The following is a 20,769-nucleotide window of genomic DNA, read 5'->3' on the forward strand; positions in this document are numbered from 1 at the left end:
CCATGACCTAGGGCCAGCAATGGCTGGCGGGGCCGCTGCTGCCGCGCTGGCCCGTGCTGTTCAGGGACAGGATGCCGCAATCGACATCCTGGAATTGCGCATCGACCTTGGCCGTGCCCGGCATGGCCCGCAACAGCACGCATTGCCCGATAGTCGCGCCGGGGCAGGCCAGCGCCTCGATTTCATACGCGCTGCCGGCAGCCGGTCCTTCGCCGGACCACCAGGGAAACTGCTGCGCCTGCGGCGCGGGCGACGCCGAGGAAAAGGCCAGATAGTGATTGTTTTGCGAATAATAGCGCTCCTGCTTCTGCATCAGGCGCAGCAGGGCCGCCTGCCCCTGCACCCGCTTGGCGCGCACGACATGGCCGTGATAAGCGGGCGCGGCCAGCGCCAGCAGCAGGCTCACGATCGCCAGCACGGCCAGCAGTTCGATCAGGCTGAAGCCCGGTGGGTTGGCAGCAAGAGCGCCTTCGTTTGCAGTGCACCAGTTCCGCCTTGCCAACGTCCCCATGCGATTTCCCCCTTTCCAAAAAGCGCCAGCCGATACGCTGCGCCGGCCTTGCCATGCCTATTTTTTCTTGGCCGCCTCGTGCAATTCGCGCCAGTTCGCCACTTCGCGCCAGCTGAGGCGCCGGGCCGGCAGCGGCGCGCTGACGACCTTGAGCGCCGCCCCGCTGGCTGCGCCAGGCAAGCCCGGTTGCAGCACGGCCAGTTCCTTGCGCCCCTCGGCCCGCCCTGCCGCCGTCGGGGCGCCCACCGTGCTGTTCAGTTCGAGCGCCAGCGGCGGCGCGCGCGCCAAGCCATCGAACAAACGCCCCGTCTGCTCGCCCGCCTGCACGACACCGGCGCCATCGGCGGCAAAGCCGCTCAGCACATCGAGCACGTACAGGCGCGTGGCCGGCTTGGCGCAAGGGTCGCGCCCCGGCAAGACAGTGTTGAAGAGCACCTTGCCGGCGGCCAATACGGGACTGCTGACGCTGCGTTCGCCCGTCTGCGCGGTCTGCATAAAATCGAGGTACCAGCCGCGCATGGCGTCGCTGCCCGTATAGCGCAGCTCGGCGCCGTCGACGCGCAGGCCGCCCGCCGCCTCGCCCAGGCTGCGCTGCTCCAGGTCGGCCCGGCTGCGCGTGGACGATGATTCCCGCAGATCGTCGTGCACGGCATAAAACGATTGCGACAGGAAGGCGGAAGGCCAGGTATCGGCCGCTTCGACCAGCTTGCCCGTGCCGAACAGCAGCACATAGCCGCCGCCGGGCGCGTAGGCCACGCTCAGTTGCTGCGTCACGGGCTGGCGCCGGCCCTGCGCATCGCGCGCGACAAAGACGAGCTTGCGTCCCTGCCCCTCCTTCCACGGCGGCCCGCCAGCCATGTCGAGGCGCCAGATATTGCCCTGCAAATCGCCTGCATACATATACGCCAGCGCGCCGTCGCTGCCCGGCACCACGGCGGGCGGACCCAGCGCCCGGGGCATGGCGTCCACATCCGCGTTCGCGCCCGCATCAGCGTCATGGCCGCCGCCGCTGGCCACGGGCACCTTGAGGCGGAAGTAATTACTTCCCAACACCCACGGCGTGCCGGGCGCCTTGTCCAAGGCCAGCAGGAAGATGGCGGCGGCCGACGCGGGCGCCGTCGTGTCCTTGCCGTCGTTCACATGGTTGTTGTAGCCGCTGGCGACGATGGCAAAGTCGCGGTAGGCCGGCGCGCCCTCCTTGCCACCCATATTGATGCGGGCGAAGGCGGGCGGCGCGCGCACATTGCCCATCAGCCTGTCGTCGCGGTCCGTAAATTCCCACAGCGCCCCGTCTTGCGCGAAGCGGGCCGGGTCGGTGATGTCGAGCGCAAACACGCCCTGCGCCCCGCCGCCCATGCCCGACACCAGCACCGTCTTCCAATGTCCCAGCGCCAGCACTTCCGCCGTGGCCGCCGCGCCGTCAAGCAGCGGGCCGGAGCTGTAGTGAGTGCTTGCAGCGGCTGGCGCAAGGTGCAGCAGCGCTTGCGGCAGATAGGCAAACAATTCGCTGCCCGTGCGCGCATCGAAGGCATGCAGCAAACCGTCGCTGGCGCCCAGGTACAGCATTCTGCGCCGCTGCAGCAGCGCCTGGCGGTGCAAGCCATAGCCGGTACCCGGCATGCCCAGCCCGGGCGCGCCCACGTACAGCAGATTGCCGTATGGCGCCGCGCCCAGGCTGCCTGACCTGCGCCGCAGGAAGCCGCCTGGCTGGCCCACCTCGTGCGTGCGCTGGCCCAACAGGTACGCCAGGCGCGCCTCGCCCCGGCCATCGCCACTGTCGAATGCGCCGCGCTGCACTGCGTCGAGGCGGTTCCAGGCCAGCGGCATCAGGCTGCCCTGGGCGTCGAGCGTGTAGACGGGACGCAAGGACGCAGGCGCGCCATCCGGCACGGGCTTGTCCTGTCCGCCGGCAATCCACCATGGCTTGCCGGGAAGCAGTGCTCCATCGGCCCCCACGGCAAACGCGGTGCGCGACAAGGTCATGCCGCCATCGGCCAGGCGCAGCTGCGTCTGGAACCAGTATGCCTCTTCCGTGCCGGTGGCCAGCGCCATCAGGGCCGGTCCTGCGAGCGCCGCCGGCAAGGTGCCCTTATCGGCTGCTGCGAAGGCTGCGCGCAGTCCCGCGATCAGGGCGGCAGGATCGCTGCCGGGCAAGTAATGGCCAGGCCAGCGGCCATCCAGGCTCCATTCATCCAGCGCGCCGCCCGGCGCGCTCTTGAAGGGGTTGGCGTCGCCATTCGCATCGAGAAAGCCGCCATACTTGGACGCCAGCAGCAAGGGGGTAGAGGCGGGAGTGGCGGCAGATTCGCCGGCCGGGTCGCCCTGGCGCAAGTCGCCCGCATAGTGCTCGACCTTTGCACCGCCGTCGTTCTTGCCGCCGGGACGCAAGGCCTGCACGTGCGACCAGTAGGCCAGGCCCGCCGCATGGTAGCTGGCGCCGCCCGCTCCGTCGGCCAGCCATTCCAGCGCCGCCAGTTCCGGCCGCGGCGCGGGATTGCCGGGCGTACCACCGCTTTCCAGGCTGCCCACCGCATGCGTCCAGGCCATCGCATCGAACGGCGGCGGCGCAAAACCGTCCGGCGCGCGGGCGCGGTCGCCGGATGCGGCAGGAGGGACCGGGACATTGCCGGGCACGTAACGGTCGCCCGCCATGCCCGCATCGCCGAGGCTAACGACGATGTGGCGCTGGCAACTGGCCGTTTGCGGATCGCTCCATTGGGTCACGACCGGCAAGCCGTCGTCGATGGCAGGCGGGGCCGTGGCAGGCGGCACCGGGGCGCTCGCTTGCCGTCCCTGCAGGTAGCGCAGCGATTCGTACAGCAATTCGGCCAGCGGCGCCGCCCTGGCGTACGCGCCAGGATGCCCCGCATTGCCGCGGCCCAGGCCATTGATGTAAGCGGTCACCCCGCCGCCAAGGCCCGCGCCCTGGGCCGCAGCTTCGGCCACATACACGCCGGTGGCGGGATGCCACTCGGCGCCGGCATTGTCTTGCGGCAAATAGTCGGGCGCCGTCCAGCGCTGCCTGCCCACGTGGGCCAGCGGCGCGCGCAGCACGCCGCCATACGCGGGGCCGGCGCTGGCGGGCATGCCGTTCAAATGACCAAACACGCCCACGCGCACCCTGCCGCCATGGCGCTGCACGGCGCCCACCGGCTTGTAGTTCTTGCCATACGCCAGGCACAAGTCGTCGCGCAGCGGTCCCTCATCAGCGTCGCACACGCGCACGCGCGCGAGGAACACCCCGTGCGTAGCAGCAAGGCCAGGCGCATCGCAAGTGCCGCCCGCAGACTGGCCAAGGCTGGCGTCGCCGAACAGCAGGCGGTTGCGGCAGGACACGATGGCCAGTTGCGCCAGCGCAAATGGCGTCGCCGCCGCCACGCCGGCCTGCAAGACCTTGCGCGGAAAAAAGACGGGGTGGGAAAAAAAGTCGATGGGGCTGCCGGCATCAGGCAGGTAGGCGCGCTGCAGCACCGTCTTGCGCACTTCGTCGATGACGCGGTCGCCGCCCGTCAGCGCGTAGCGGACGAGGTCGAGCATGCTGGTGCTGGCCCAGTTGAGAAAGTTGCCGCTGAAACTGTCGCCGCCGCAACCGTGCAGGGCATCGGCCGGTTTCAGCACGGAGAAGTAAGCGGTCGCTACGCGCAAGTCCGGCAGCATGACGCCGTCCTTGCTGCGGTACGGATAGCTGTAGCACATGCGCGCATGAAAGTAACCGAGGTACTCGCGCTGCGGCGCATACTCGCCGCCATACGCGGCAGCGGCCGCCGCATGCGTGAGGGACAGGTTGAGCAACAGATTCGGCGGCACCCTGGCGCCGTGCAAGCCCGCGTCGGCCCGTGCCAGCGTCACCGGCGGGACGGCGGCGGCAAGGGCGCCGCCGCAAGAGAGGCTGAGCAGGCAGGCCAGCAGCATCAGCCAGACGCAGCCGGCATGCCGCCGGGCAGACCGCAAAGCATGCCACAAAGTGGACGGCAAAGTGGGCGGCAAGATGAACCACGACGCCCTCATGGCCCCGCTCCCGCCGCCTGCTTGCGGTAATAGCTTTGCAGCACGACTTGCGTGCTTTCCTGCGCGCCAAAACCGATGGCCGTGATGCGGTACACATAGCTTTCCATGGCCAGACCGCCGGCCGCTGCCGTGGCCTGCGCGCCGGGCGGGTGAAACAGCAGCAGTTCGATAAGGTAGCGGGGCCGGCGCGACGGCAGGAATCCCTGCCCCGTCTGCATGACGGCGCCCGTAAACTGGCCATACGACACGGCGCGGCTGCTTCCTTCTGCGCCATCGAGGTCCATGCTCAACCAGAGGGCCGGCGCCTCCGGGGCCGCGGGCAGGCACAAGCCCAGCGCGCCTCCCTCGCCGCAGCCGTCCGAGAACCCGGCCGCACTGCCTGGCGCGAAGAGGCTGCTGCGTCCCGGCGCGCCGGGCAAGCCTTCGATATCGTTCTGCGCATCCACCAGTGCCTCCTCCGCCGCCTGAAACGCGATCTGCCGGTCGCGCTCGCCGCGCGCCGCCTTTTCTCCCTGCAAGGCCATCTGCGCCGCCGAAATGCCCAGCAGCAAGATGATCACCAGCAGGCACAGCACATACACGAGGGTGGCGCCGCCGCATCGCGCACGAAGTGGGCGCCAAGGCACGCAACAGCGGACGCCCGCGCCAGCCATCGCGCCGCCCGCCTAGGCCGGCCCGTTGCGCAGCATGATGCTCGTCTGCACCAGTTGCCGCAGCCGCGAACGCGTCGCGGCAGGCAAGGATGCGCGCGCAATGCGCACGCCCGTGTCGCCGGCGCCATGCGCCTCGGCATACGCCTTGCCGAACAGGTCGAACTGCGCCGGCCCCAGTTCCGCCATCTTGTCGGCCTGTCCCGCCTCGCCATGCAACAGCAGCGCCACGCGCACGCTGGCCACGCGTTTCCAGTGCGTGCGCCGTTGAAAATCGCGCTGGCGCGCGGCCGCGTCCGCCCCCTCCAGCAGCAGCGCCGCATCGTAGGCGTCGAGCGCGCTGGCGTTGACATAGCGGTTGGCCACGCCGTCAGGCGGCGTATCCGTGTCGAGGCCATACAGCACCTGGAAAGCATCGACGCCACGGATGACGGCGTCCGCGCCCCAGCCGTTCGCGCCCCGGTATTTGCAGCGCAGCTCGCCTTCGCCATCGGCGCCCTGCGCCACGTAGAAAATGCTCCAGCCCCGCTGCGCCTCCGTTTGCGCCGCGCCCACGCCGAAGCCGGCGCAATTGAGCACGGAACCGTCGCCGCCCTCTTCCTTGCCGGCGCCGTAATAGCGCAGGGCCAGCACGTCGCTGCCATGCAGGGCGCCGGGCAGCGCGCCGCTGATGCCGTCGCTGCTCTTGCCCAGGCTGCGCGCGTCGAGCCCGGCGACATTCGCGCTGTCGTAATCCGCATGGGCGACGGGCGCGGCGCTGCTGTCCCAATTCACATACGCCGTCTGGCGCACGGCGCGGGCGATGGCGTCGAGCGCGTAGCGGGCGTTGTCATCTAGGCGAGCGCTGGCGGACTGGTCGCCATAGCTGCCGCTGGCCGCCAGCAGCACGCTACTGGCGGCCAGCATCAACAGCGCACCGAGCGACAGGGCCACCAGCAATTCGATCAGGCTCATGCCACGATGCCCGCCGTTCATGCGCCGCCCCCGCCCAGCTGGAATGCCAGCCTGGGCAGCGACTCGCCTGCCGCATTCACGGCGGGCGAGCCATCGGGCAGGCGGCCGCGCCAGCCCAGCTTGATGACGATGGGCGCCCCCTTGCCGCCGCTGCACGCCCACTGCAAGCCCTGGGCGGCGGCATCCCACGCGGCAAGGTCGCGGCAGATGCGCAGGCGCGCGCCGGGCAAGGCCGCATGCAGCCCTTGCTTCCATTCGGCGATGTCGAATTGCGCCAGTTCAGCCGCGCTGCAGGCGGCAGCGCCAAGACAGTCTGGCGCACCACCGCCAGCTTCGGCGCCGTCCGCCGCCGCGTAGGCCACATTCAGGTAGGGATTGCCCGCATCGGGGCCATTCATGAGCACGTTGTTCGCGCGCATGCGCTCGGCCATGCCGGCGGCCAGTTGCACGCCTGCCGACAGCAGCGCCGACTCGTGGCGCGCGCGCAGGGCGTTCAATTGCAGGATGCTGGCGCCCAACAGGCCCAGCGCCAACAGCAGCAGCGACACCAGCACTTCGACGAGGCTGCTGCCACCCGCAGGAAACATAGTGCGACCGCCCTTGCGCATGCGCTACTCCCTTCCGCAGAAAGAGCCACACAAACAGGTGGCCCAGCTACAAGATAGGCGCGCACAAAAACCCGCGTCTGCGCTAGCGCAAACAGGACGATGATAAGTCGAGAAGAACGGCGGTGGGATTGGTCAGACCGCTTGCCAGGCAAGCGCTGGCATGGTGAACACGGGGCGCTGAAGCGGCCCCGCTGCCGGCAAAGTGAACGTCCGGGTGAGCGTCAGGGCTTGCGCGCCTGGCCCACTTCGGCGATCGCGTCCTGGAACTCGGCCAGGTCTTCGAAATTCTTGTAGACGGAGGCAAAGCGGATGTAGGCGATCTTGTCCAGGCGCTTGAGTTCCTGCATGACGAGTTCGCCGATATAGCCGGATTCGACTTCGCGCAAGCCGCTGGTGAGCAGCTTTTCCTGGATGGACGCTATGGCCGTATCCACAGAGGCGGCCGCGACGGGACGCTTACGCAAGGCCAGCATCAAACTGCCGCGCAACTTATCCGCAGCGAACTCCGTCCGGCTGCCATTCTTTTTGACGACGGCCGGCATGATAAGTTCAATGCGTTCGTACGTGGTAAAACGCTTGTCGCATTTGCCGCAGCGGCGGCGGCGCCGAATGGCATCCCCTTCCTCCGATACGCGCGTATCGAGAACCTGGGTGTCGCCGTGCTGGCAAAATGGACATTTCATGGGCTGGCTACAACTTTATAGTAATAATTACGGGAAATCGCCGCCCTTGTACAAAGGGCGCCCGAATCACTCCGGGCGCCCTTGGGCACGACTGGAATGTGTCATACAGAATCTTACTCCGTATGACACATTCTGGACAAATAATTAGCGACTATTCCGGTAAGGAGCGTCTGCAGCAGATTGCTCATCGGTCGCGCGGACAAGGCGCGAGGAGGACGCATGGCTAGCCATGCTACGACGAGCAACGCAGTACCCGCTTCCGAGGGGCTGTCTGCTGTAGATGTATTCCTTTACCGGAACAGGCTCTTAAGCTGCGTACACTGGGTGCGCGTCGGCCAGTACTTTCACGGCCGCTTTCACGCGCTCGATGGTGGCGGCGTCATGCGGATTGTCCAGCACGTCGGCGATCAGGTTGCCCACTTCTTCCGCTTGCGCTTCCTTGAAACCGCGCGTCGTCATCGCCGGGCTGCCCAGGCGGATGCCCGAGGTGACGAACGGTTTTTGCGGGTCGTTCGGGATGCCGTTCTTGTTGCAGGTGATGTGCGCGGAACCGAGGATGGCTTCGGCTTCCTTGCCCGTCAGGTTCTTGGCGCGCAGGTCGACCAGCATGACGTGTGATTCGGTGCCGCCGGACACGATGCGCAGGCCGCGCTTGATCAGGGTTTTCGCCAGCACGTCGGCGTTCTTGATCACTTGCTTCTGGTATTCGACGAATTCAGGGCTCAGCGCTTCCTTGAAGGCAACGGCCTTGCCGGCGATCACGTGCATCAGCGGGCCGCCCTGGATACCAGGGAAGATGGCAGAGTTGATGGCTTTTTCGTGTTCGGCCTTCATCAGGATGATGCCGCCGCGCGGGCCGCGCAACGATTTGTGCGTGGTCGAGGTGACGAAGTCGGCGAACGGCACCGGGTTCGGGTACAGGCCGGCGGCGATCAAGCCGGCGTAGTGGGCCATGTCGACCATGAAGTAGGCGCCCACTTCCTTGGCGATCTTGCTGAAGCGTTCGAAGTCGATCTTTTTCGAGAATGCCGACGCGCCGGCGATGATCAGCTTTGGCTTGCGTTCGCGGGCCAGACGTTCCATTGCCTCGTAGTCGATGTCTTCTTCCGCCGTCAAGCCGTAGGAAACGACGTCAAACCATTTGCCGGACATGTTCAGCGGCATGCCGTGGGTCAAGTGACCGCCCTCGGCCAGCGACATACCCATGATCAGGTCGCCTGGTTTCAACATGGCGAAGAACACGCCCTGGTTCGCCTGCGAGCCGGAGTTCGGCTGCACGTTCGCGCATTCGGCGCCAAACAGCTGTTTCACGCGGTCGATGGCCAGTTGCTCGGCCACGTCGACGTATTCGCAGCCGCCGTAGTAACGCTTGCCCGGGTAGCCTTCGGCGTACTTGTTCGTCAGCTGCGAGCCTTGCGCTTCCATTACGGCTGGCGACGTGTAGTTTTCCGACGCGATCAGTTCGATGTGGTCGTGCTGGCGCGTGTTCTCTTTTTGAATGACGGCGAACAATTCAGGATCGACGTTGGCGAGGTTGTGATCTTTTGCAAACATGTAAAAACTCCAAGTATGAGGGTGCTTGTACTGGCAGGTTGGATCGAATGAGGGGAGCCGGCGTTAAGTGAATAACAACATTGGACAGGCAGCCTCTTCGTGCTTTTCCATAGTGGCTACCCAGGCGAACGGCTGATGAAAAATCTCACGTTTCCCGGTGGGTGCCCACCTTTCGCCGGTTTGCCGACCGCCCTTCATGGAGATCGCCCGACTTTTCGCCAGTCACGTGAGACGTAATGGAAGTCAAATTGTAAGTTAAGTACCCAAATTGAGCAAGGAATGCAACCGTGCGGCTATAATCGCCGCGCGCCATCGCCGCCCGGGCGCGGCCACAGGCCGCCCCGGGGATGGCTGCGGCTTTTAAGCTGGGCTTAAACCTGGCCATGGCATGTAAGCGTATGTTACGAAGCTTGCCATTGCACACGCCGGATTTACAATGCTGCGGTGCAACTTATATGCAGCTTTTGCATGGCTTTCCAGCAAGCGCCCACAGTCACAAGAAGAAAAATCGCGTAAAATGTTGCTCAATCTCACTACTGGCGCAATAAACATGCCTTCAGTCTTTACCTGGAACGTACGTGTCTACTATGAAGACACCGACGCCGGCGGCATCGTCTATTACGCTAACTACCTGAAATTCTTCGAGCGCGCGCGCACCGAATGGCTGCGCGCCATCGACGTGGGCCAGCAGGAATTGCTGGAACAGCATGACGCGATGTTCGTTGTCAAAAGCGTCAACGCCGACTATCATGCGCCAGCCAGGCTCGATGACACGGTAAGATTAACCTTAAGCATAGAAAAAATGGGGCGTGCCTCCATCGTTTTCTTGCAACAAGCCTGGTGCGGCGACCGCCTGCTCAACACGGCCCGCGTCAAGATCGGCTGCGTCGATTCGGCACTGCGCCCGCGCGCCGTGCCTGATGCAGTCGCGGCCCGCATGCGCGCCGCCTGAGCCCTACCCGCCACCTCCGGACAATTCACCCAACAGACTGCCAGCCAATGAACGTTACACAAGATCTTTCTTTCCTCGCGCTCATCTCCAATGCCCATTTGATCGTGCAACTGATCATGGCCCTGCTGCTGCTGATTTCCCTGACCAGCTGGACCTACATTTTCCGCAAGATGTTTGCCGTGCGCCAGGCGCGCAAGCAAACCATCGAATTCGAACGCAGCTTCTGGGCCGGCGGCAACCTGCATGCGCTGCACCAGAACGCCAGCGGCAACCGCGACCAGAGCGGCGCGCTGGCCCGCATCTTCGACGCCGGCATGGGCGAATTCATCAAGGGCAAGGCTTCCTACGGTTCGCGCGAAGCGCTGGACGTCGGCGCCGTGCTCGACGGCGCACGCCGCGCCATGCGCGCCGCCTTCCAGCGTGAAATGGACGTGCTCGAATCGCACCTGGCCTTCCTCGCGTCCGTCGGCTCCGTCTCGCCGTACATCGGCCTGCTCGGTACCGTGTGGGGCATCATGAACGCCTTCCGCGGCCTGGCCAACGTGCAGCAAGCCACCCTGGCCGCCGTCGCGCCCGGCATTGCCGAAGCGCTGATCGCCACCGCCATCGGCCTGTTCGCGGCCATTCCCGCCGTCGTCGCCTACAACCGTTTTTCGCATGACATCGACCGCCTGGCGATACGCTTCGAGAGCTTCGTCGAGGAATTCTCCAACATCCTGCAGCGCCAGTCGCGCTAAGAGGGAGCAAGGTCCATGGGTTCCTCCTTTAATAGTGGCGGCATGCGCGGTGGCCGTGGCCGCAAGTTCAAGTCCGAGATCAACGTCGTGCCGTATATCGACGTGATGCTGGTGCTGCTGATCATTTTCATGGTGATGCCGTCGTCGAACAATCCCAGCGTGGTGAACTTGCCCAACGCGGAAAGGTCGGCGAAACCGCCCGATGACTATATTCAGATCGTGCTGAAGCCGAATGGTTCGCTGTCGATCGGCGTCATCGGCAAGGAACAGCTGTCGCCGGAAACGGAACCGAACCGCGACGCCCTGCTGCGCAAGCTGCGCGGTTTGCACGAAAGCAATCCCGACTATCCCGTGATGATCGCGGGCGACAAGGAAAGCAAGTACGACGATGTGATCCAGCTCATTTCGGAAGCAAAAAAAATGGGCATTACCCGCGTCGGCCTAGCCACCAAGTAAGCGCAGCACCCTGTTTCCAGACTTGACCGTTTTTAGATAGACTAGACTTTGCAGACCAAACAAATCGACCATGTACTCGGCAAGCCCTACAGCGTGCCGCGCGAACGCAGCCGCTGGCCCTCGCTGGGCCTGGCGCTGGCGATGCACCTTGGCCTGCTGTTTTTCCTGTGGGTGGGCGTACACTGGCAAAATACGGAACCTGTCGCCGTCGAAGCGGAAGTGTGGGACCTGAAAGTGCAGACGGCCGCGCCGCCGCCCGAAGTGGCGACGGAACCGGAACCGACACCGGCGCCGCCGCCGGAACCGCAAGTGGAACAGCCGGCTCCGCCACCACCGCCGCCCGTGGCCGCGCCCGAGCCGAAGGTCGACCTGCGCGAGGCGGAGATCGCCCTCGAACGCAAGAAGGCCAAGCTGAAAGAAGAAAAAGAGAAAGCGGCAGCGGAAGAACGCCGCAAGCAGGAATTGAAGGAACGCGAGGAAGAAAAGCGCGAACTGGAAAAACAGAAGCAGAAAGAAAAAGACAAGGCTGAAAAGCTGGAAAAAGAAAAGGCCGACAAGCTGGAGAAAGCCAAGCAAGCGAAAGAGAAAGAAAAAGCGGCGGAAGAAAAAGCCGAGAAAGAACTGTCCGATAAAAAAGCGGCGGCCGAAAAAGCGGCCAAAGCGAAAAAAGCGGCTGCTGAAAAAGCGGCTGCCGACAAATTGCGTGCCGATGACATGAAGCGGTTGATGGCGCAGGCAGGCAATGGCACAACAGGTACGGCCGCGAAAGCGACCGCGCCACGCAAGGACAGCGGCTATGTCGCAGCCCTGACGAGCAAGATCAAGAGCAATATCGCGTACAGCGGTAGCACGGACGTGCCGGGCAACCCGCGCGCCGTGTTCAAGATCGAGCAACTGCCAACTGGGGAAATTATTTCGGTCCGAAAGATTAAAAGTAGCGGCCTGCCGGCGTATGACAGCTCGGTAGAAAACGCCATTAATAAATCGTCGCCACTGCCGAAGAAAAAAGACGGCACCGTGGAACGCGAGATTGAACTCATATTCGAGATGAAGGATTTGCCTAAATGATGACCATGAAAAAAATGAGCTATGTCGTGCTCTGCGCCGGCCTGATGCTGGGAGCCTCCGGCGCCCAGGCGCAGCTGCGCGTGGAGATTACGGGGATCGGCAGCAACCAGATCCCGGTAGCTGTCGCCAGCTTCGTCAATGAATCGGCGGCGCCGCAGTCGCTGTCGGGCATTATCAAGGCCGACCTGGCGCGCAGCGGCGTGTTCAAGCTGATCGACGCCGATGCGCCCGTGTCGGAAACGGCGCCCGTCAGCTACGAGCAGTGGAAATCGCGCGGCGCCGACGCGCTGGCGGTCGGCACCGTGCAAAGCATGGCCGATGGCCGCCTGGACGTGCGCTACAAGCTGTTCGACACCATCAAGGGCGCCCAGATCTCCAGCATGAACAATGCGGCCGCGCCGCAATTCAACCGCTTGCTGGCGCACAAGATCGCCGACGACATCTATGAAAAGTTGACGGGCGTCAAAGGCGCGTTCGCCACGCGCATCGCCTACGTCACGCAATCGGGCCGCGAATACCGCCTGGAAGTGGCCGACGCCGATGGCGAAGGCATCCAGGTCGCCCTGCGTTCGAACGAGCCGATCATTTCGCCGTCGTGGTCGCCGGACGGCACCAAGGTCGCGTATGTGTCGTTCGAAAAGAAAAAGCCCATCGTCTACGTGCAAAACCTGGTGACGCGCCAGCGCACCATCGTGTCGAATGAAAAAGGCAGCAACTCGGCGCCGAGCTGGAGCCCGGACGGCTCGCGCCTGGCCGTGGCCCTGTCGCGCGACGGCCATACCCAGGTCTACACCGTCAATGCCGACGGCAGCGGCTTGCGCCGCGTCAGCGCCAGCAGCGGCATCGATACGGAACCCCAATTCTCGGCCGATGGCCAAAGCATTTATTTCACCAGCGATCGTAGCGGCGGACCACAAATCTACCGCATGTCGACCAGCGGTGGCGAAGCCAAGCGCGTGACGTTTGGCGGCTCCTACAACATCAGCCCGCGGATTTCGTCCGACGGGAAGACACTCGCTTATATTTCCCGTCGCGACGGCAATTTCCAGCTCTACGCGCTCGACCTGGCTAGTGGCCAGGAACTGCGCCTGTCGGACACCGCCAACGACGAATCACCGAGCTTTTCGCCCAACGGGAAATATATCATGTACGCGACCGAATCCGGACGACGCAAGTCGCTGGCAGTGGTATCGGTGGATGGCCGCGTCAAACAGCGTTTGACTACGCAAGCTGGCAATATCAAGGAGCCCACCTGGGGTCCTTTTATGAAGTAAATGCTGTACAGTTTCACCTTTAACCATGACCCGGAGAATAAAAATGAGTAACTTTAAAAGTTTGGCTTTCATCGCCGCTACCGCAGCCCTGCTGTCCGCCTGCAGCACCCCAGTAAAAGTAGCAGAGACCCCAGTGGTTGAGCGCGCTCCTGAAAAAGTCGTCGCTCCAGTTGACACCCGTCAAGTTCAGCCAGTAACGACCGCATCGGTCGATCCACTGGACGATCCAAAAGGCGTGCTGGCTAACCGCAGCATCTACTTCGACTTCGACAAATACGTCGTGCGCGAAGCGGACACCCCAGTCGTGCAAAACCACGCTGGCTACCTGGTGAAAACGCCTAGCCGCAAGATCCTGATCCAAGGTAACACCGATGAACGCGGTGGCGCTGAGTACAACCTGGCCCTGGGTCAGAAACGTGCTGAAGCCGTGCGCAAGTCGATGGCAGCCCTGGGCGTGCCAGAAGGCCAAATGGAAGCCGTGTCGCTGGGCAAAGAAAAGCCTAAAGCTCAAGGCAGCAACGAAGCAGCATGGGCAGAAAACCGCCGCGCTGACATCGTTTATTGATGTTCAGGGGTGAGCGCGGCAGCATTGACGCTTACCTAACTGGCCAGTCATAGGCATAATAATGGGGCGCAGCGCGGTGATTCACCGCCCGGCGCCCCGTTTGCATGTTTGCGTAACTTTTGAAAGCCCGACTCATGATGACATTCTCGAAAGCCGGCGTCGCCGCCGCCTTGATGGCCGCGTTTGCCTACCTGCCCCTGCACGCCAACGCCGCCCTGTTCGATGACGACGAAGCACGCAAGGCCATCCTCGAGCTGCGCGCCAAGGTCGACGCCATGGCGCGCGACCTGAACAGCCGCATCGACGCCAAGGCGGACAAGACCAGCACCTTGAGCCTGCTCAACCAGCACGACCAGACCATGCAGGAGATCGCCCGCCTGCGCGGCCAGATCGAAGTACTGGGCAACGACCTGGCAAACACGCAAAAGCGCCAGAAGGATTTCTACACCGATATCGATGCGCGCCTGCGCAAGCTCGAACCGCGCCAGGTCACCATCGACGGCCAGGAAGCGGCCGTGGGCGTGTCCGAGCAAAGCGCGTACGAATCCGCGTTCGGCCTGTTCAAGTCGGGCGATTACAAAGGCGCCGTGACGGCCCTGGACGGCTTCGTGAAACGCTATCCGGAATCGGCCTATGCGGCCAACGCGCAATACTGGCTGGGCAACGCCTATTACGCCCAGCGCGACTGCAAGAGCGCCATCACGGCCCAGCAGGCCGTGCTGAAACACTACCCGGACAGCCCGAAAGCGCCCGACGCCATGCTCAACATCGCCAGCTGCTACACGGAGCTGAAAGACAAGCCGAACGCGACCAAGACACTGAACGCCCTGATCTCGCGCTACCCGGACTCCAGCGCGGCCCAGGCGGCCAAGGAACGGGGCGGTAAAAAGTAGAAGCGGGGAAAAAGTTGCCCGTTAGGTTTGACAGAATCCCGGGCACCCCCTATAATCTTTCTTCTTCGGGTCGTTAGCTCAGCTGGTAGAGCAGCGGACTTTTAATCCGTTGGTCGCAGGTTCGAATCCCGCACGGCCTACCACGAATACGCAGTACTGATCTGCTTGCGAGTTGTTATAGCAAGCATTTTTTTACGGCACAGTGTTACCGAAGTTGTTGTAAAAAGTTTTTGGGTCGTTAGCTCAGCTGGTAGAGCAGCGGACTTTTAATCCGTTGGTCGCAGGTTCGAATCCCGCACGGCCTACCAAATACTATGAAGAAGCCAACCGTTCGCGGTTGGCTTTTTTGTTTTCGGCAGCATCGCCTGCACGGGATGCGACCGCTGACGCAAATCAAACACCCTACCACCTGCGATGCGCCTCTGTCGAACTGTCGTATAATCAGGCAATCATGAACGGCTCTCCATCCTCGACCACGTCCGCATTTGAGACAGCGGAAGCAGCCGAAACCTATGACCACTGGTTTCGCGCAAAGGTATCGGCATCATTAAATGATGACCGCCCTGCCCATCCACATGCAGCGGTCATGGCGCAACTGAAGAAAATCGTCGCAGCCCAGCCTGATGACCATGCTGCCGGTTCTATGGAAGGCTAACAACGCCTAACAAAACCGTAGCGAGCGGAAGTAATTTGTGGTTGAGAAGCGCAACTGTACGAAGGTACAGTGAGCATCGCAGACCGCAAATTACGACGCGCAGTAGGTTTTGATAGGTGTTCTAAAGCGCAGGAAGATTTGACCGCGATCCTCACTTACATCGCGCAGCGCAACCCGCCAGCAGCACTTCAGCTTTACAACGACATCGACAACGCCATCTCCCAACTTCCAAATCATCCTCATTTATACCGGACCGGAAGAGTTGCCGGCACGCGGGAACTGGTTGCTCACCCAAACTATGTCGTCGTATATCGCGTTGAGGCAAGCGCAATAGAAATTCTTGCCGTCATGCATACACGGCAACTATATCCCTGAACCTCTCCCGGCATACCGGAAACCAGTCGTTAACGCGACACCAGCGCCGGCCTCCCGGCCAGATGCGCCACCGCGCTGCCCATCGCGCGCCCCAGCGGCACCTCCACCCAGCGGTAAAACGCGGCGCCGGCCGCCAGGCTGGCGCCCCAGGCCGTCAGCATGCCCAGCGCCTGCCACTCCGGCTCAAGCGGGACATAGCTGATAAACAGCGCATTGACCAGCAGGCTGACGGGAAAGTGGACGAGAAACACGGCATACGAAATGCGTCCCAGGGTGTTGATGACGTTCCAGGCGCCGCCCTGGGACGGCGTGCGGGCGCGGCCAAACAGGAACAGGGCGCAGGCGACGATCAGGGCCAGGGCGATGCGGCTGCGGTAGTCGACGGCCAGGGCCAGCAGGACGGGCACGGCTGCCATGGCCATGAGCGCGCTCATGGCCCCCGGCTTGCGGGCCGGATCGCTGGCCCACCAGGCCAGCATGCCGAGACCGTAGCTGCCGAAGAAATACGGCGCCCAATTGTCCCAGCCCGCGTCGAGATTGAAATACAGCAAGGAAAAGGTGATGCCCGCGGTGACGGCCAGCGGCATCAGCCAATGCCCGCGCCGCTGGCCCGCCAGGCGGCCGCCCAGCCACAGCAGCGATACCGTCAGCAAGTACAGCTGAAAATCGATGGCCACGTACCAGGCGCCGGCCGACAGCGACTCATAGCCGAGCACGCCGTGCAGCAGCAAGGCATGGGCGCTCAGCTGGCCCAGGGTGACGGCGGCCGACATGGAGTCGTGCAGCATCCAGATGCCGGCCACGGGCGTGACGATGGCCGCGAGCAAGGTGGCGGCCAAGAAAGGCGGCGCCAGCTTGGCATAGCGGCGCCAGATCGCCTGCAGCGGCGTGGCAATGCCGGGGCGGCCGGCGGGCGACAGGGATTTGGCGACGAGAAAGCCGCCGATGACGAGGAACACTTGCACGGCGATGCGCGCGCTACCGCCCAGCCAGCCTAGCAGCTCGGGCCACAGGGGTTGCACGTAGTCGGACATGGGCCCGTAAAACGCCAGGTGATGCAACACGATCAACTGCGCCGCGCCTGCCTTCAAACCATTGATCCAGCCAAACTGCGGACGATGTGCCAGGTCCGCCTGTGATACCACTGCTGCTGCCGTCATTCCCATCCCTTGCCATGCCAGGCAGTGTCGCCAGCCCATCGCGCAACAGGCGCGCGGCTGAGGATTTACCGAAAGGCCGATATCATAGCCGAGCCTGGAAAATGGCGGGGCACGGCAGGCGGCTAAACTGTCGGCTTTTCCGCCTGCGGCGGCTCGGGCGCCAAGGGCTGCTGCGCCAGGATGGCATCCAGCAAGCCAGGGAAGCGGCTCTCGATATCGGCGCGGCGCAGGGTATTCATGTGCGTCGTGCCCGCGTTTTCCGTGTAGACGAGGCCCGCTTCACGCAAGACCTTGAAATGGTGGGAAACGGTCGATTTCGGCCGTCCGCCATCGAGGTCGCCGCAAGCGGCCGCGTCGACTCTGGCCAGGTGGCGCACGATGTCGAGGCGGATGGAATCGCTCAGGGCGTACAGCACGCGCTCGAGGACGAATTCGCTGGCGGGAGGATGTTTGTGTGGGCGCATGAGCAGAATCATACAGCATGCGCTATACTAATTCCATTCTTCGAATATTTACGAACTACCGAATCAGCATTCCCTGACATTTCCACCAACAAACACAAAGGCCACCATGTCCGCCCTCTTCCAGCCCTACACCCTCAAAGGCATCACCCTGCGCAACCGCATCGCCGTGCCGCCCATGTGCCAGTACATGGCCGTCGATGGCCAGGCCAACGACTGGCATCTGTCGCATTACGCAGGCATGGCGCGCGGCGGCGCGGGCCTGGTGATCGTCGAAGCGACGGCCGTGGCGCCGGAAGGCCGCATCACGCCAGGCTGCACGGGCATCTGGAACGATGATCTGGCGCAAGCCTTCGTGCCGGTGGTAAAGGCCATCAAGGCGGCCGGCTCCGTGCCCGGCATCCAGATCGCCCACGCGGGCCGCAAGGCCAGCGCCAACCGCCCCTGGGAAGGCGACGACCATATCGCGCAAGGCGACGCGCGCGGCTGGCAAACCATCGCCCCATCCGCCATCGCCTTTGGCGGCGGCCTGCCGAAAGTGCCGCGCGCCATGGACCTCGACGATATTGCCCGCGTGAAACAGAACTTCGTCGACGCGGCCGTGCGCGCCCGCGAAGTGGGCTTCGAATGGCTGGAACTGCACTTCGCCCACGGCTACCTGGCGCAAAGCTTCTTTTCCGCCCACTCGAACCAGCGCGACGATATCTATGGCGGCAGCCTGGAAAACCGCAGCCGCTTCCTGCTGGAAACCTTGAAAGCCGTGCGTGAAGTGTGGCCCGAGCACCTGCCGCTGACGATCCGCTTCGGCGTGCTGGAATTCGACGGCCGCGACGAGCAAACCCTGCTCGAATCGATAGCCCTCGTGCGCCAGTTCAAGGATGCCGGCATGGATATGATCAGTGTCAGCATGGGCTTTACCATTCCCGATGTGGCAATTCCCTGGGGCCCTGCCTTCATGGGCCCGATCGCCGAGAGAGTGCGACGCGAAGCGGGCGTGCCCGTCTCGTCCGCCTGGGGCTTCGGCACGCCGGCCATCGCCGAGCGCGTCGTCAAGGAAGAGCAGCTGGACGTGGTGATGGTCGGCAAGGCGCACCTGGCCAACCCGCACTGGGCATATTTTGCCGCCAAGGAACTCGGCGTGGAACGCGCCTCGTGGACCCTGCCGGCGCCGTACGCGCACTGGCTGGAACGCTACTGATCATCCTTGACCGTCGCCGGATGCCCCTCCAGGGGCAGTTCCGGCAGGAACAGCAGGAAGACCAGCCCCACCAGCAGCAGCACGGCGCCGGCGCCGAACACGCTGGCAATCGCATGGCGGTACACCTCCACCGTCTGCACGGCCGCCTGCGCGCCCAGCGCCGAAACGGCTTCCACGCCATGCTGGTGCAGCTGGCGCGCGAGGATGGCGCCGGACGCCGTCACGCCCAGCAAGCCGCCCAGCGAGCGGAAGAAGGCCAGCATGGCCGTACCCACGCCGCGGCGCGCCAGCGGCAAGGCATTTTGCACGGCGATCGTCATGTTCGGCATCACCAGGCCCAGCCCCGTGCCGAGGAAGAAGATGGCCGGCTCGATGATCCAGTAACCGCGCGACGTTTCCATGGCCCAGGCCAGCACGGCAAACGCCACGACCGCCACGGCCAGCCCCGCCACCTGCACCATCTTGTACTTGCCCGAACGCGACAGCACCCGGCCATTGAACATCGACGACGCCACCAGCCCCACCATCATCGCCACCGTCATCACGCCCGATTCGGCGGGACTGGTGCCCATCACCAGCTGAAAGAACAGGGGAAAGAAGACGCTGGCGCCCATCAGGCCCATGAACGTCATGGCCATCACCAGGCTGGCGATATTGAAGGTGCGGTTCTCGAACAGGTCGGGCGGCAGCACGGGTTCATCCACCCGCCCCACATGGAAGGCCAGCCATATCCCCAGCAGCACGGCGACGCCGACGCACACCTTGATCGCCAGCGCATCCCACGGCCACTCGGTGCCGCCCAGCGCCAGCACCAGCAGCGCCGCCGTGACGGCGCCCGTCAGCAAGGCGGAGCCCAGATAATCAATCTTGTGCGCATGCGCGGGCGCGGGTTTGCGCATGGCGCGCGCGATGATGACAAAGGCGGCGGCGCCGACGGGCAGGTTGACAAAGAAAATCCAGTGCCACGACAGGGCATCCGTGATCACGCCGCCCAGCACGGGCCCCAGCACGCTGGTGACGGCAAACACGATGGGCACCATGCCTTGCCGCTTGCCCCGCTCGGCGGGCGGCACGATGTCGCCGATGATGATCTGCGCCAGCGGCATGAAGCCGCCCGCGCCCAGGCCCTGGATGGCGCGGAAGATGATCAGTTCCGTCATGTTCTGCGCCAGCCCGCACAGCACGGAACCGAGCAGGAAAGTCAGCAAGGCCGTGAAAATCATGGGGCGGCGGCCGTACTGGTCGGCCAACTTGCCGTACAGGGGCATGGTGGCCGTCGAGGCCAGCACGTACGCCGTCACCACCCACGACAGGTGCGCCATGCCGCCCAGGTCATCGACGATGCGCGGCAAGGCCGTGGCGACGATGCTCTGGTCCAGCGCGCCGAGGCCCAGCACGGCCATCAGACCCAGGTAGGTGGCGCGCACTTCGCGCTCCGTCAATGGCGCCTCTGCGCCTGCGGGTATGCCAAGGCCGCTCATGCCTGGCCTATCTCGAGCAGCGGCTGCATGGCGGCGGCCAGCGCGTCGACCTGCTGCGGCGTCAGACGGGCGATGCGCCGCGCCAGCGCATCGCGGCGCCGCGCGCGCAGGGTGTCGAGGATGGCCAGGCCATGTGCGGACACGTGCAGGCCGGAACGGCGCCGGTCCTGCGGATCGGGCGCGCTGCGCTCGACGAGACCCGCCTCTTCGAGCGACTTGACCTGCGCGCTGACGGTCGGCCCGCGCACGTTCTGCAGGCGCGCCAGCGCGGCCACGCCGATGCCGGGCTGCTCGTGGATCAGCGCCAGCAGCATGTACTGCATCATCGACACGCCGCCTTCCAGCTCGCCCCCTTCGCGCTGCATGGAGCGCAGCAGGCGCTTGAACGCCGTGCGCAATTCATCGGACAGCGCCAGCGCGCGTTCGGGGATGGGAAGGTCTTCGGTAGTGGGCATGGAAATATATAAGTAGGTAGACTACCTACTTATATTAGTCCGCCCCCGAGCGTTGCGCAAGGTTTTTTCCA

Annotated in this window: 21 protein-coding genes, 2 tRNA genes and 1 riboswitch; of the genes, 12 read left to right on the forward strand and 11 right to left on the reverse strand. The window is 64.1% G+C overall.

Going from position 1 to position 20,769, the window contains the following annotated elements; genetic code table 11:
- Window positions 1–7 precede the first annotated feature (7 nt).
- The 7 genes from VPH40_RS21490 to glyA all read right to left on the reverse strand — a co-directional run bounded on the left by VPH40_RS21490 (window position 8) and on the right by glyA (window position 8,968).
- Window positions 8–511 (reverse strand): type IV pilin protein, encoded by a 504-nt coding sequence (locus tag VPH40_RS21490; RefSeq protein ID WP_328574449.1) that lies wholly within the window; start codon window positions 509–511, stop codon window positions 8–10.
- A 57-nt stretch (window positions 512–568) separates the two neighbouring features.
- A complete protein-coding gene (locus VPH40_RS21495; protein ID WP_328574450.1) occupies window positions 569–4,519 on the reverse strand; it encodes a PilC/PilY family type IV pilus protein in 3,951 nt (1,316 codons plus the stop codon).
- The gene (locus VPH40_RS21500) at window positions 4,516–5,145 is read right to left on the reverse strand and encodes a pilus assembly PilX family protein (RefSeq protein WP_328574451.1); all 630 of its coding nucleotides are present in this window, start codon (window positions 5,143–5,145) and stop codon (window positions 4,516–4,518) included. Before VPH40_RS21500 ends, VPH40_RS21495 begins: the two co-directional genes overlap by 4 nt.
- Window positions 5,146–5,184: 39 nt before the next feature.
- Window positions 5,185–6,144: a PilW family protein gene (locus VPH40_RS21505; RefSeq protein ID WP_442906673.1), complete on the reverse strand. Its 960-nt coding sequence runs from the start codon at window positions 6,142–6,144 to the stop codon at window positions 5,185–5,187.
- On the reverse strand, window positions 6,141–6,710 hold the full coding sequence (gene pilV, locus VPH40_RS21510) for a type IV pilus modification protein PilV (protein WP_289899309.1): 570 nt from the start codon (window positions 6,708–6,710) through the stop codon (window positions 6,141–6,143). The genes VPH40_RS21505 and pilV overlap by 4 nt, the downstream gene beginning before the upstream one ends.
- A 242-nt stretch (window positions 6,711–6,952) precedes the next feature.
- A complete protein-coding gene (gene nrdR, locus VPH40_RS21515) occupies window positions 6,953–7,414 on the reverse strand; it encodes a transcriptional regulator NrdR (RefSeq protein ID WP_077401309.1) in 462 nt (153 codons plus the stop codon).
- 306 nt (window positions 7,415–7,720) lie between these two features.
- Window positions 7,721–8,968 carry a serine hydroxymethyltransferase gene (glyA, locus tag VPH40_RS21520; protein ID WP_034786580.1) on the reverse strand — a complete coding sequence of 416 codons (1,248 nt, stop codon included), beginning with the start codon at window positions 8,966–8,968 and terminating at the stop codon, window positions 7,721–7,723.
- A gap of 111 nt (window positions 8,969–9,079) precedes the next feature.
- Window positions 9,080–9,204: riboswitch (ZMP/ZTP riboswitch) on the reverse strand.
- Window positions 9,205–9,518: 314 nt separating this feature from the next.
- On the opposite strand from glyA, the gene ybgC reads away from it, so the two are divergent.
- From ybgC to VPH40_RS21575, 11 genes are all read left to right on the forward strand, one after another.
- A complete protein-coding gene (ybgC, locus tag VPH40_RS21525; RefSeq protein ID WP_046682324.1) occupies window positions 9,519–9,920 on the forward strand; it encodes a tol-pal system-associated acyl-CoA thioesterase in 402 nt (133 codons plus the stop codon).
- A gap of 47 nt (window positions 9,921–9,967) precedes the next feature.
- Window positions 9,968–10,657, forward strand: coding sequence for a protein TolQ (gene tolQ, locus VPH40_RS21530; protein ID WP_034759183.1), 690 nt, complete (start codon window positions 9,968–9,970; stop codon window positions 10,655–10,657).
- A 15-nt stretch (window positions 10,658–10,672) separates the two neighbouring features.
- A complete protein-coding gene (locus tag VPH40_RS21535) occupies window positions 10,673–11,113 on the forward strand; it encodes an ExbD/TolR family protein (RefSeq protein ID WP_242428498.1) in 441 nt (146 codons plus the stop codon).
- A gap of 48 nt (window positions 11,114–11,161) precedes the next feature.
- Entirely contained in the window at window positions 11,162–12,181 is a 1,020-nt protein-coding gene (gene tolA, locus VPH40_RS21540) for a cell envelope integrity protein TolA (RefSeq protein ID WP_328574453.1), read from the forward strand.
- 5 nt (window positions 12,182–12,186) lie between these two features.
- Entirely contained in the window at window positions 12,187–13,455 is a 1,269-nt protein-coding gene (gene tolB, locus VPH40_RS21545) for a Tol-Pal system beta propeller repeat protein TolB (RefSeq protein WP_442906677.1), read from the forward strand.
- A 43-nt stretch (window positions 13,456–13,498) separates the two neighbouring features.
- Window positions 13,499–14,020: a peptidoglycan-associated lipoprotein Pal gene (gene pal / locus VPH40_RS21550; RefSeq protein ID WP_034786578.1), complete on the forward strand. Its 522-nt coding sequence runs from the start codon at window positions 13,499–13,501 to the stop codon at window positions 14,018–14,020.
- 134 nt (window positions 14,021–14,154) lie between these two features.
- The gene (gene ybgF / locus VPH40_RS21555; protein ID WP_099664974.1) at window positions 14,155–14,913 is read left to right on the forward strand and encodes a tol-pal system protein YbgF; all 759 of its coding nucleotides are present in this window, start codon (window positions 14,155–14,157) and stop codon (window positions 14,911–14,913) included.
- A 67-nt stretch (window positions 14,914–14,980) separates the two neighbouring features.
- Window positions 14,981–15,056, forward strand: a tRNA-Lys gene (locus tag VPH40_RS21560).
- Window positions 15,057–15,145: 89 nt separating this feature from the next.
- A tRNA-Lys gene (locus tag VPH40_RS21565) sits at window positions 15,146–15,221 on the forward strand.
- A gap of 143 nt (window positions 15,222–15,364) precedes the next feature.
- Window positions 15,365–15,568 (forward strand): type II toxin-antitoxin system RelB family antitoxin, encoded by a 204-nt coding sequence (gene relB, locus VPH40_RS21570; RefSeq protein ID WP_328574455.1) that lies wholly within the window; start codon window positions 15,365–15,367, stop codon window positions 15,566–15,568.
- A 69-nt stretch (window positions 15,569–15,637) separates the two neighbouring features.
- The gene (locus VPH40_RS21575) at window positions 15,638–15,943 is read left to right on the forward strand and encodes a type II toxin-antitoxin system RelE/ParE family toxin (RefSeq protein WP_257218693.1); all 306 of its coding nucleotides are present in this window, start codon (window positions 15,638–15,640) and stop codon (window positions 15,941–15,943) included.
- A 29-nt stretch (window positions 15,944–15,972) separates the two neighbouring features.
- Here the strand turns inward: VPH40_RS21575 and VPH40_RS21580 are convergent, their stop codons facing one another.
- A complete protein-coding gene (locus VPH40_RS21580) occupies window positions 15,973–17,103 on the reverse strand; it encodes an acyltransferase family protein (RefSeq protein WP_328574456.1) in 1,131 nt (376 codons plus the stop codon).
- Between the two features lie 122 nt (window positions 17,104–17,225).
- Entirely contained in the window at window positions 17,226–17,567 is a 342-nt protein-coding gene (locus VPH40_RS21585; protein WP_099668182.1) for an ArsR/SmtB family transcription factor, read from the reverse strand.
- 106 nt (window positions 17,568–17,673) lie between these two features.
- Between VPH40_RS21585 and VPH40_RS21590 the strand changes: the two genes are divergently transcribed.
- Window positions 17,674–18,762, forward strand: coding sequence for an NADH:flavin oxidoreductase/NADH oxidase (locus VPH40_RS21590; protein ID WP_328574457.1), 1,089 nt, complete (start codon window positions 17,674–17,676; stop codon window positions 18,760–18,762).
- Here the strand turns inward: VPH40_RS21590 and VPH40_RS21595 are convergent.
- Complete coding sequence (locus VPH40_RS21595) at window positions 18,756–20,243, reverse strand: MDR family MFS transporter (RefSeq protein ID WP_328574458.1); 1,488 nt, start codon at window positions 20,241–20,243, stop codon at window positions 18,756–18,758. The genes VPH40_RS21590 and VPH40_RS21595 overlap by 7 nt on opposite strands.
- Window positions 20,240–20,698, reverse strand: coding sequence for a MarR family winged helix-turn-helix transcriptional regulator (locus VPH40_RS21600; RefSeq protein WP_099664977.1), 459 nt, complete (start codon window positions 20,696–20,698; stop codon window positions 20,240–20,242). The genes VPH40_RS21595 and VPH40_RS21600 overlap by 4 nt, the downstream gene beginning before the upstream one ends.
- Window positions 20,699–20,769: the final 71 nt, after the last annotated feature.

The organism is Janthinobacterium sp. P210005 (genome assembly GCF_036231865.1).
GTDB classification, from domain to species: Bacteria; Pseudomonadota; Gammaproteobacteria; order Burkholderiales; family Burkholderiaceae_D; genus Janthinobacterium; species Janthinobacterium kumbetense.

Coding starts and splice junctions, on each gene's coding strand:
- VPH40_RS21580 (WP_328574456.1), bottom strand. CDS start 17,103: ATGACGGCAGCAGCAGTGGTATCACAGGCGGACCTGGCACATCGTCCG.
- VPH40_RS21490 (WP_328574449.1), bottom strand. CDS start 511: ATGGGGACGTTGGCAAGGCGGAACTGGTGCACTGCAAACGAAGGCGCT.
- VPH40_RS21495 (WP_328574450.1), bottom strand. CDS start 4,519: ATGAGGGCGTCGTGGTTCATCTTGCCGCCCACTTTGCCGTCCACTTTG.
- VPH40_RS21535 (WP_242428498.1), top strand. CDS start 10,673: ATGGGTTCCTCCTTTAATAGTGGCGGCATGCGCGGTGGCCGTGGCCGC.
- VPH40_RS21590 (WP_328574457.1), top strand. CDS start 17,674: ATGTCCGCCCTCTTCCAGCCCTACACCCTCAAAGGCATCACCCTGCGC.
- tolB (WP_442906677.1), top strand. CDS start 12,187: ATGAAAAAAATGAGCTATGTCGTGCTCTGCGCCGGCCTGATGCTGGGA.
- pal (WP_034786578.1), top strand. CDS start 13,499: ATGAGTAACTTTAAAAGTTTGGCTTTCATCGCCGCTACCGCAGCCCTG.
- ybgC (WP_046682324.1), top strand. CDS start 9,519: ATGCCTTCAGTCTTTACCTGGAACGTACGTGTCTACTATGAAGACACC.
- tolQ (WP_034759183.1), top strand. CDS start 9,968: ATGAACGTTACACAAGATCTTTCTTTCCTCGCGCTCATCTCCAATGCC.
- relB (WP_328574455.1), top strand. CDS start 15,365: ATGAACGGCTCTCCATCCTCGACCACGTCCGCATTTGAGACAGCGGAA.
- VPH40_RS21595 (WP_328574458.1), bottom strand. CDS start 20,243: ATGAGCGGCCTTGGCATACCCGCAGGCGCAGAGGCGCCATTGACGGAG.
- VPH40_RS21600 (WP_099664977.1), bottom strand. CDS start 20,698: ATGCCCACTACCGAAGACCTTCCCATCCCCGAACGCGCGCTGGCGCTG.
- pilV (WP_289899309.1), bottom strand. CDS start 6,710: ATGTTTCCTGCGGGTGGCAGCAGCCTCGTCGAAGTGCTGGTGTCGCTG.
- glyA (WP_034786580.1), bottom strand. CDS start 8,968: ATGTTTGCAAAAGATCACAACCTCGCCAACGTCGATCCTGAATTGTTC.
- nrdR (WP_077401309.1), bottom strand. CDS start 7,414: ATGAAATGTCCATTTTGCCAGCACGGCGACACCCAGGTTCTCGATACG.
- ybgF (WP_099664974.1), top strand. CDS start 14,155: ATGATGACATTCTCGAAAGCCGGCGTCGCCGCCGCCTTGATGGCCGCG.
- VPH40_RS21585 (WP_099668182.1), bottom strand. CDS start 17,567: ATGCGCCCACACAAACATCCTCCCGCCAGCGAATTCGTCCTCGAGCGC.
- VPH40_RS21505 (WP_442906673.1), bottom strand. CDS start 6,144: ATGAACGGCGGGCATCGTGGCATGAGCCTGATCGAATTGCTGGTGGCC.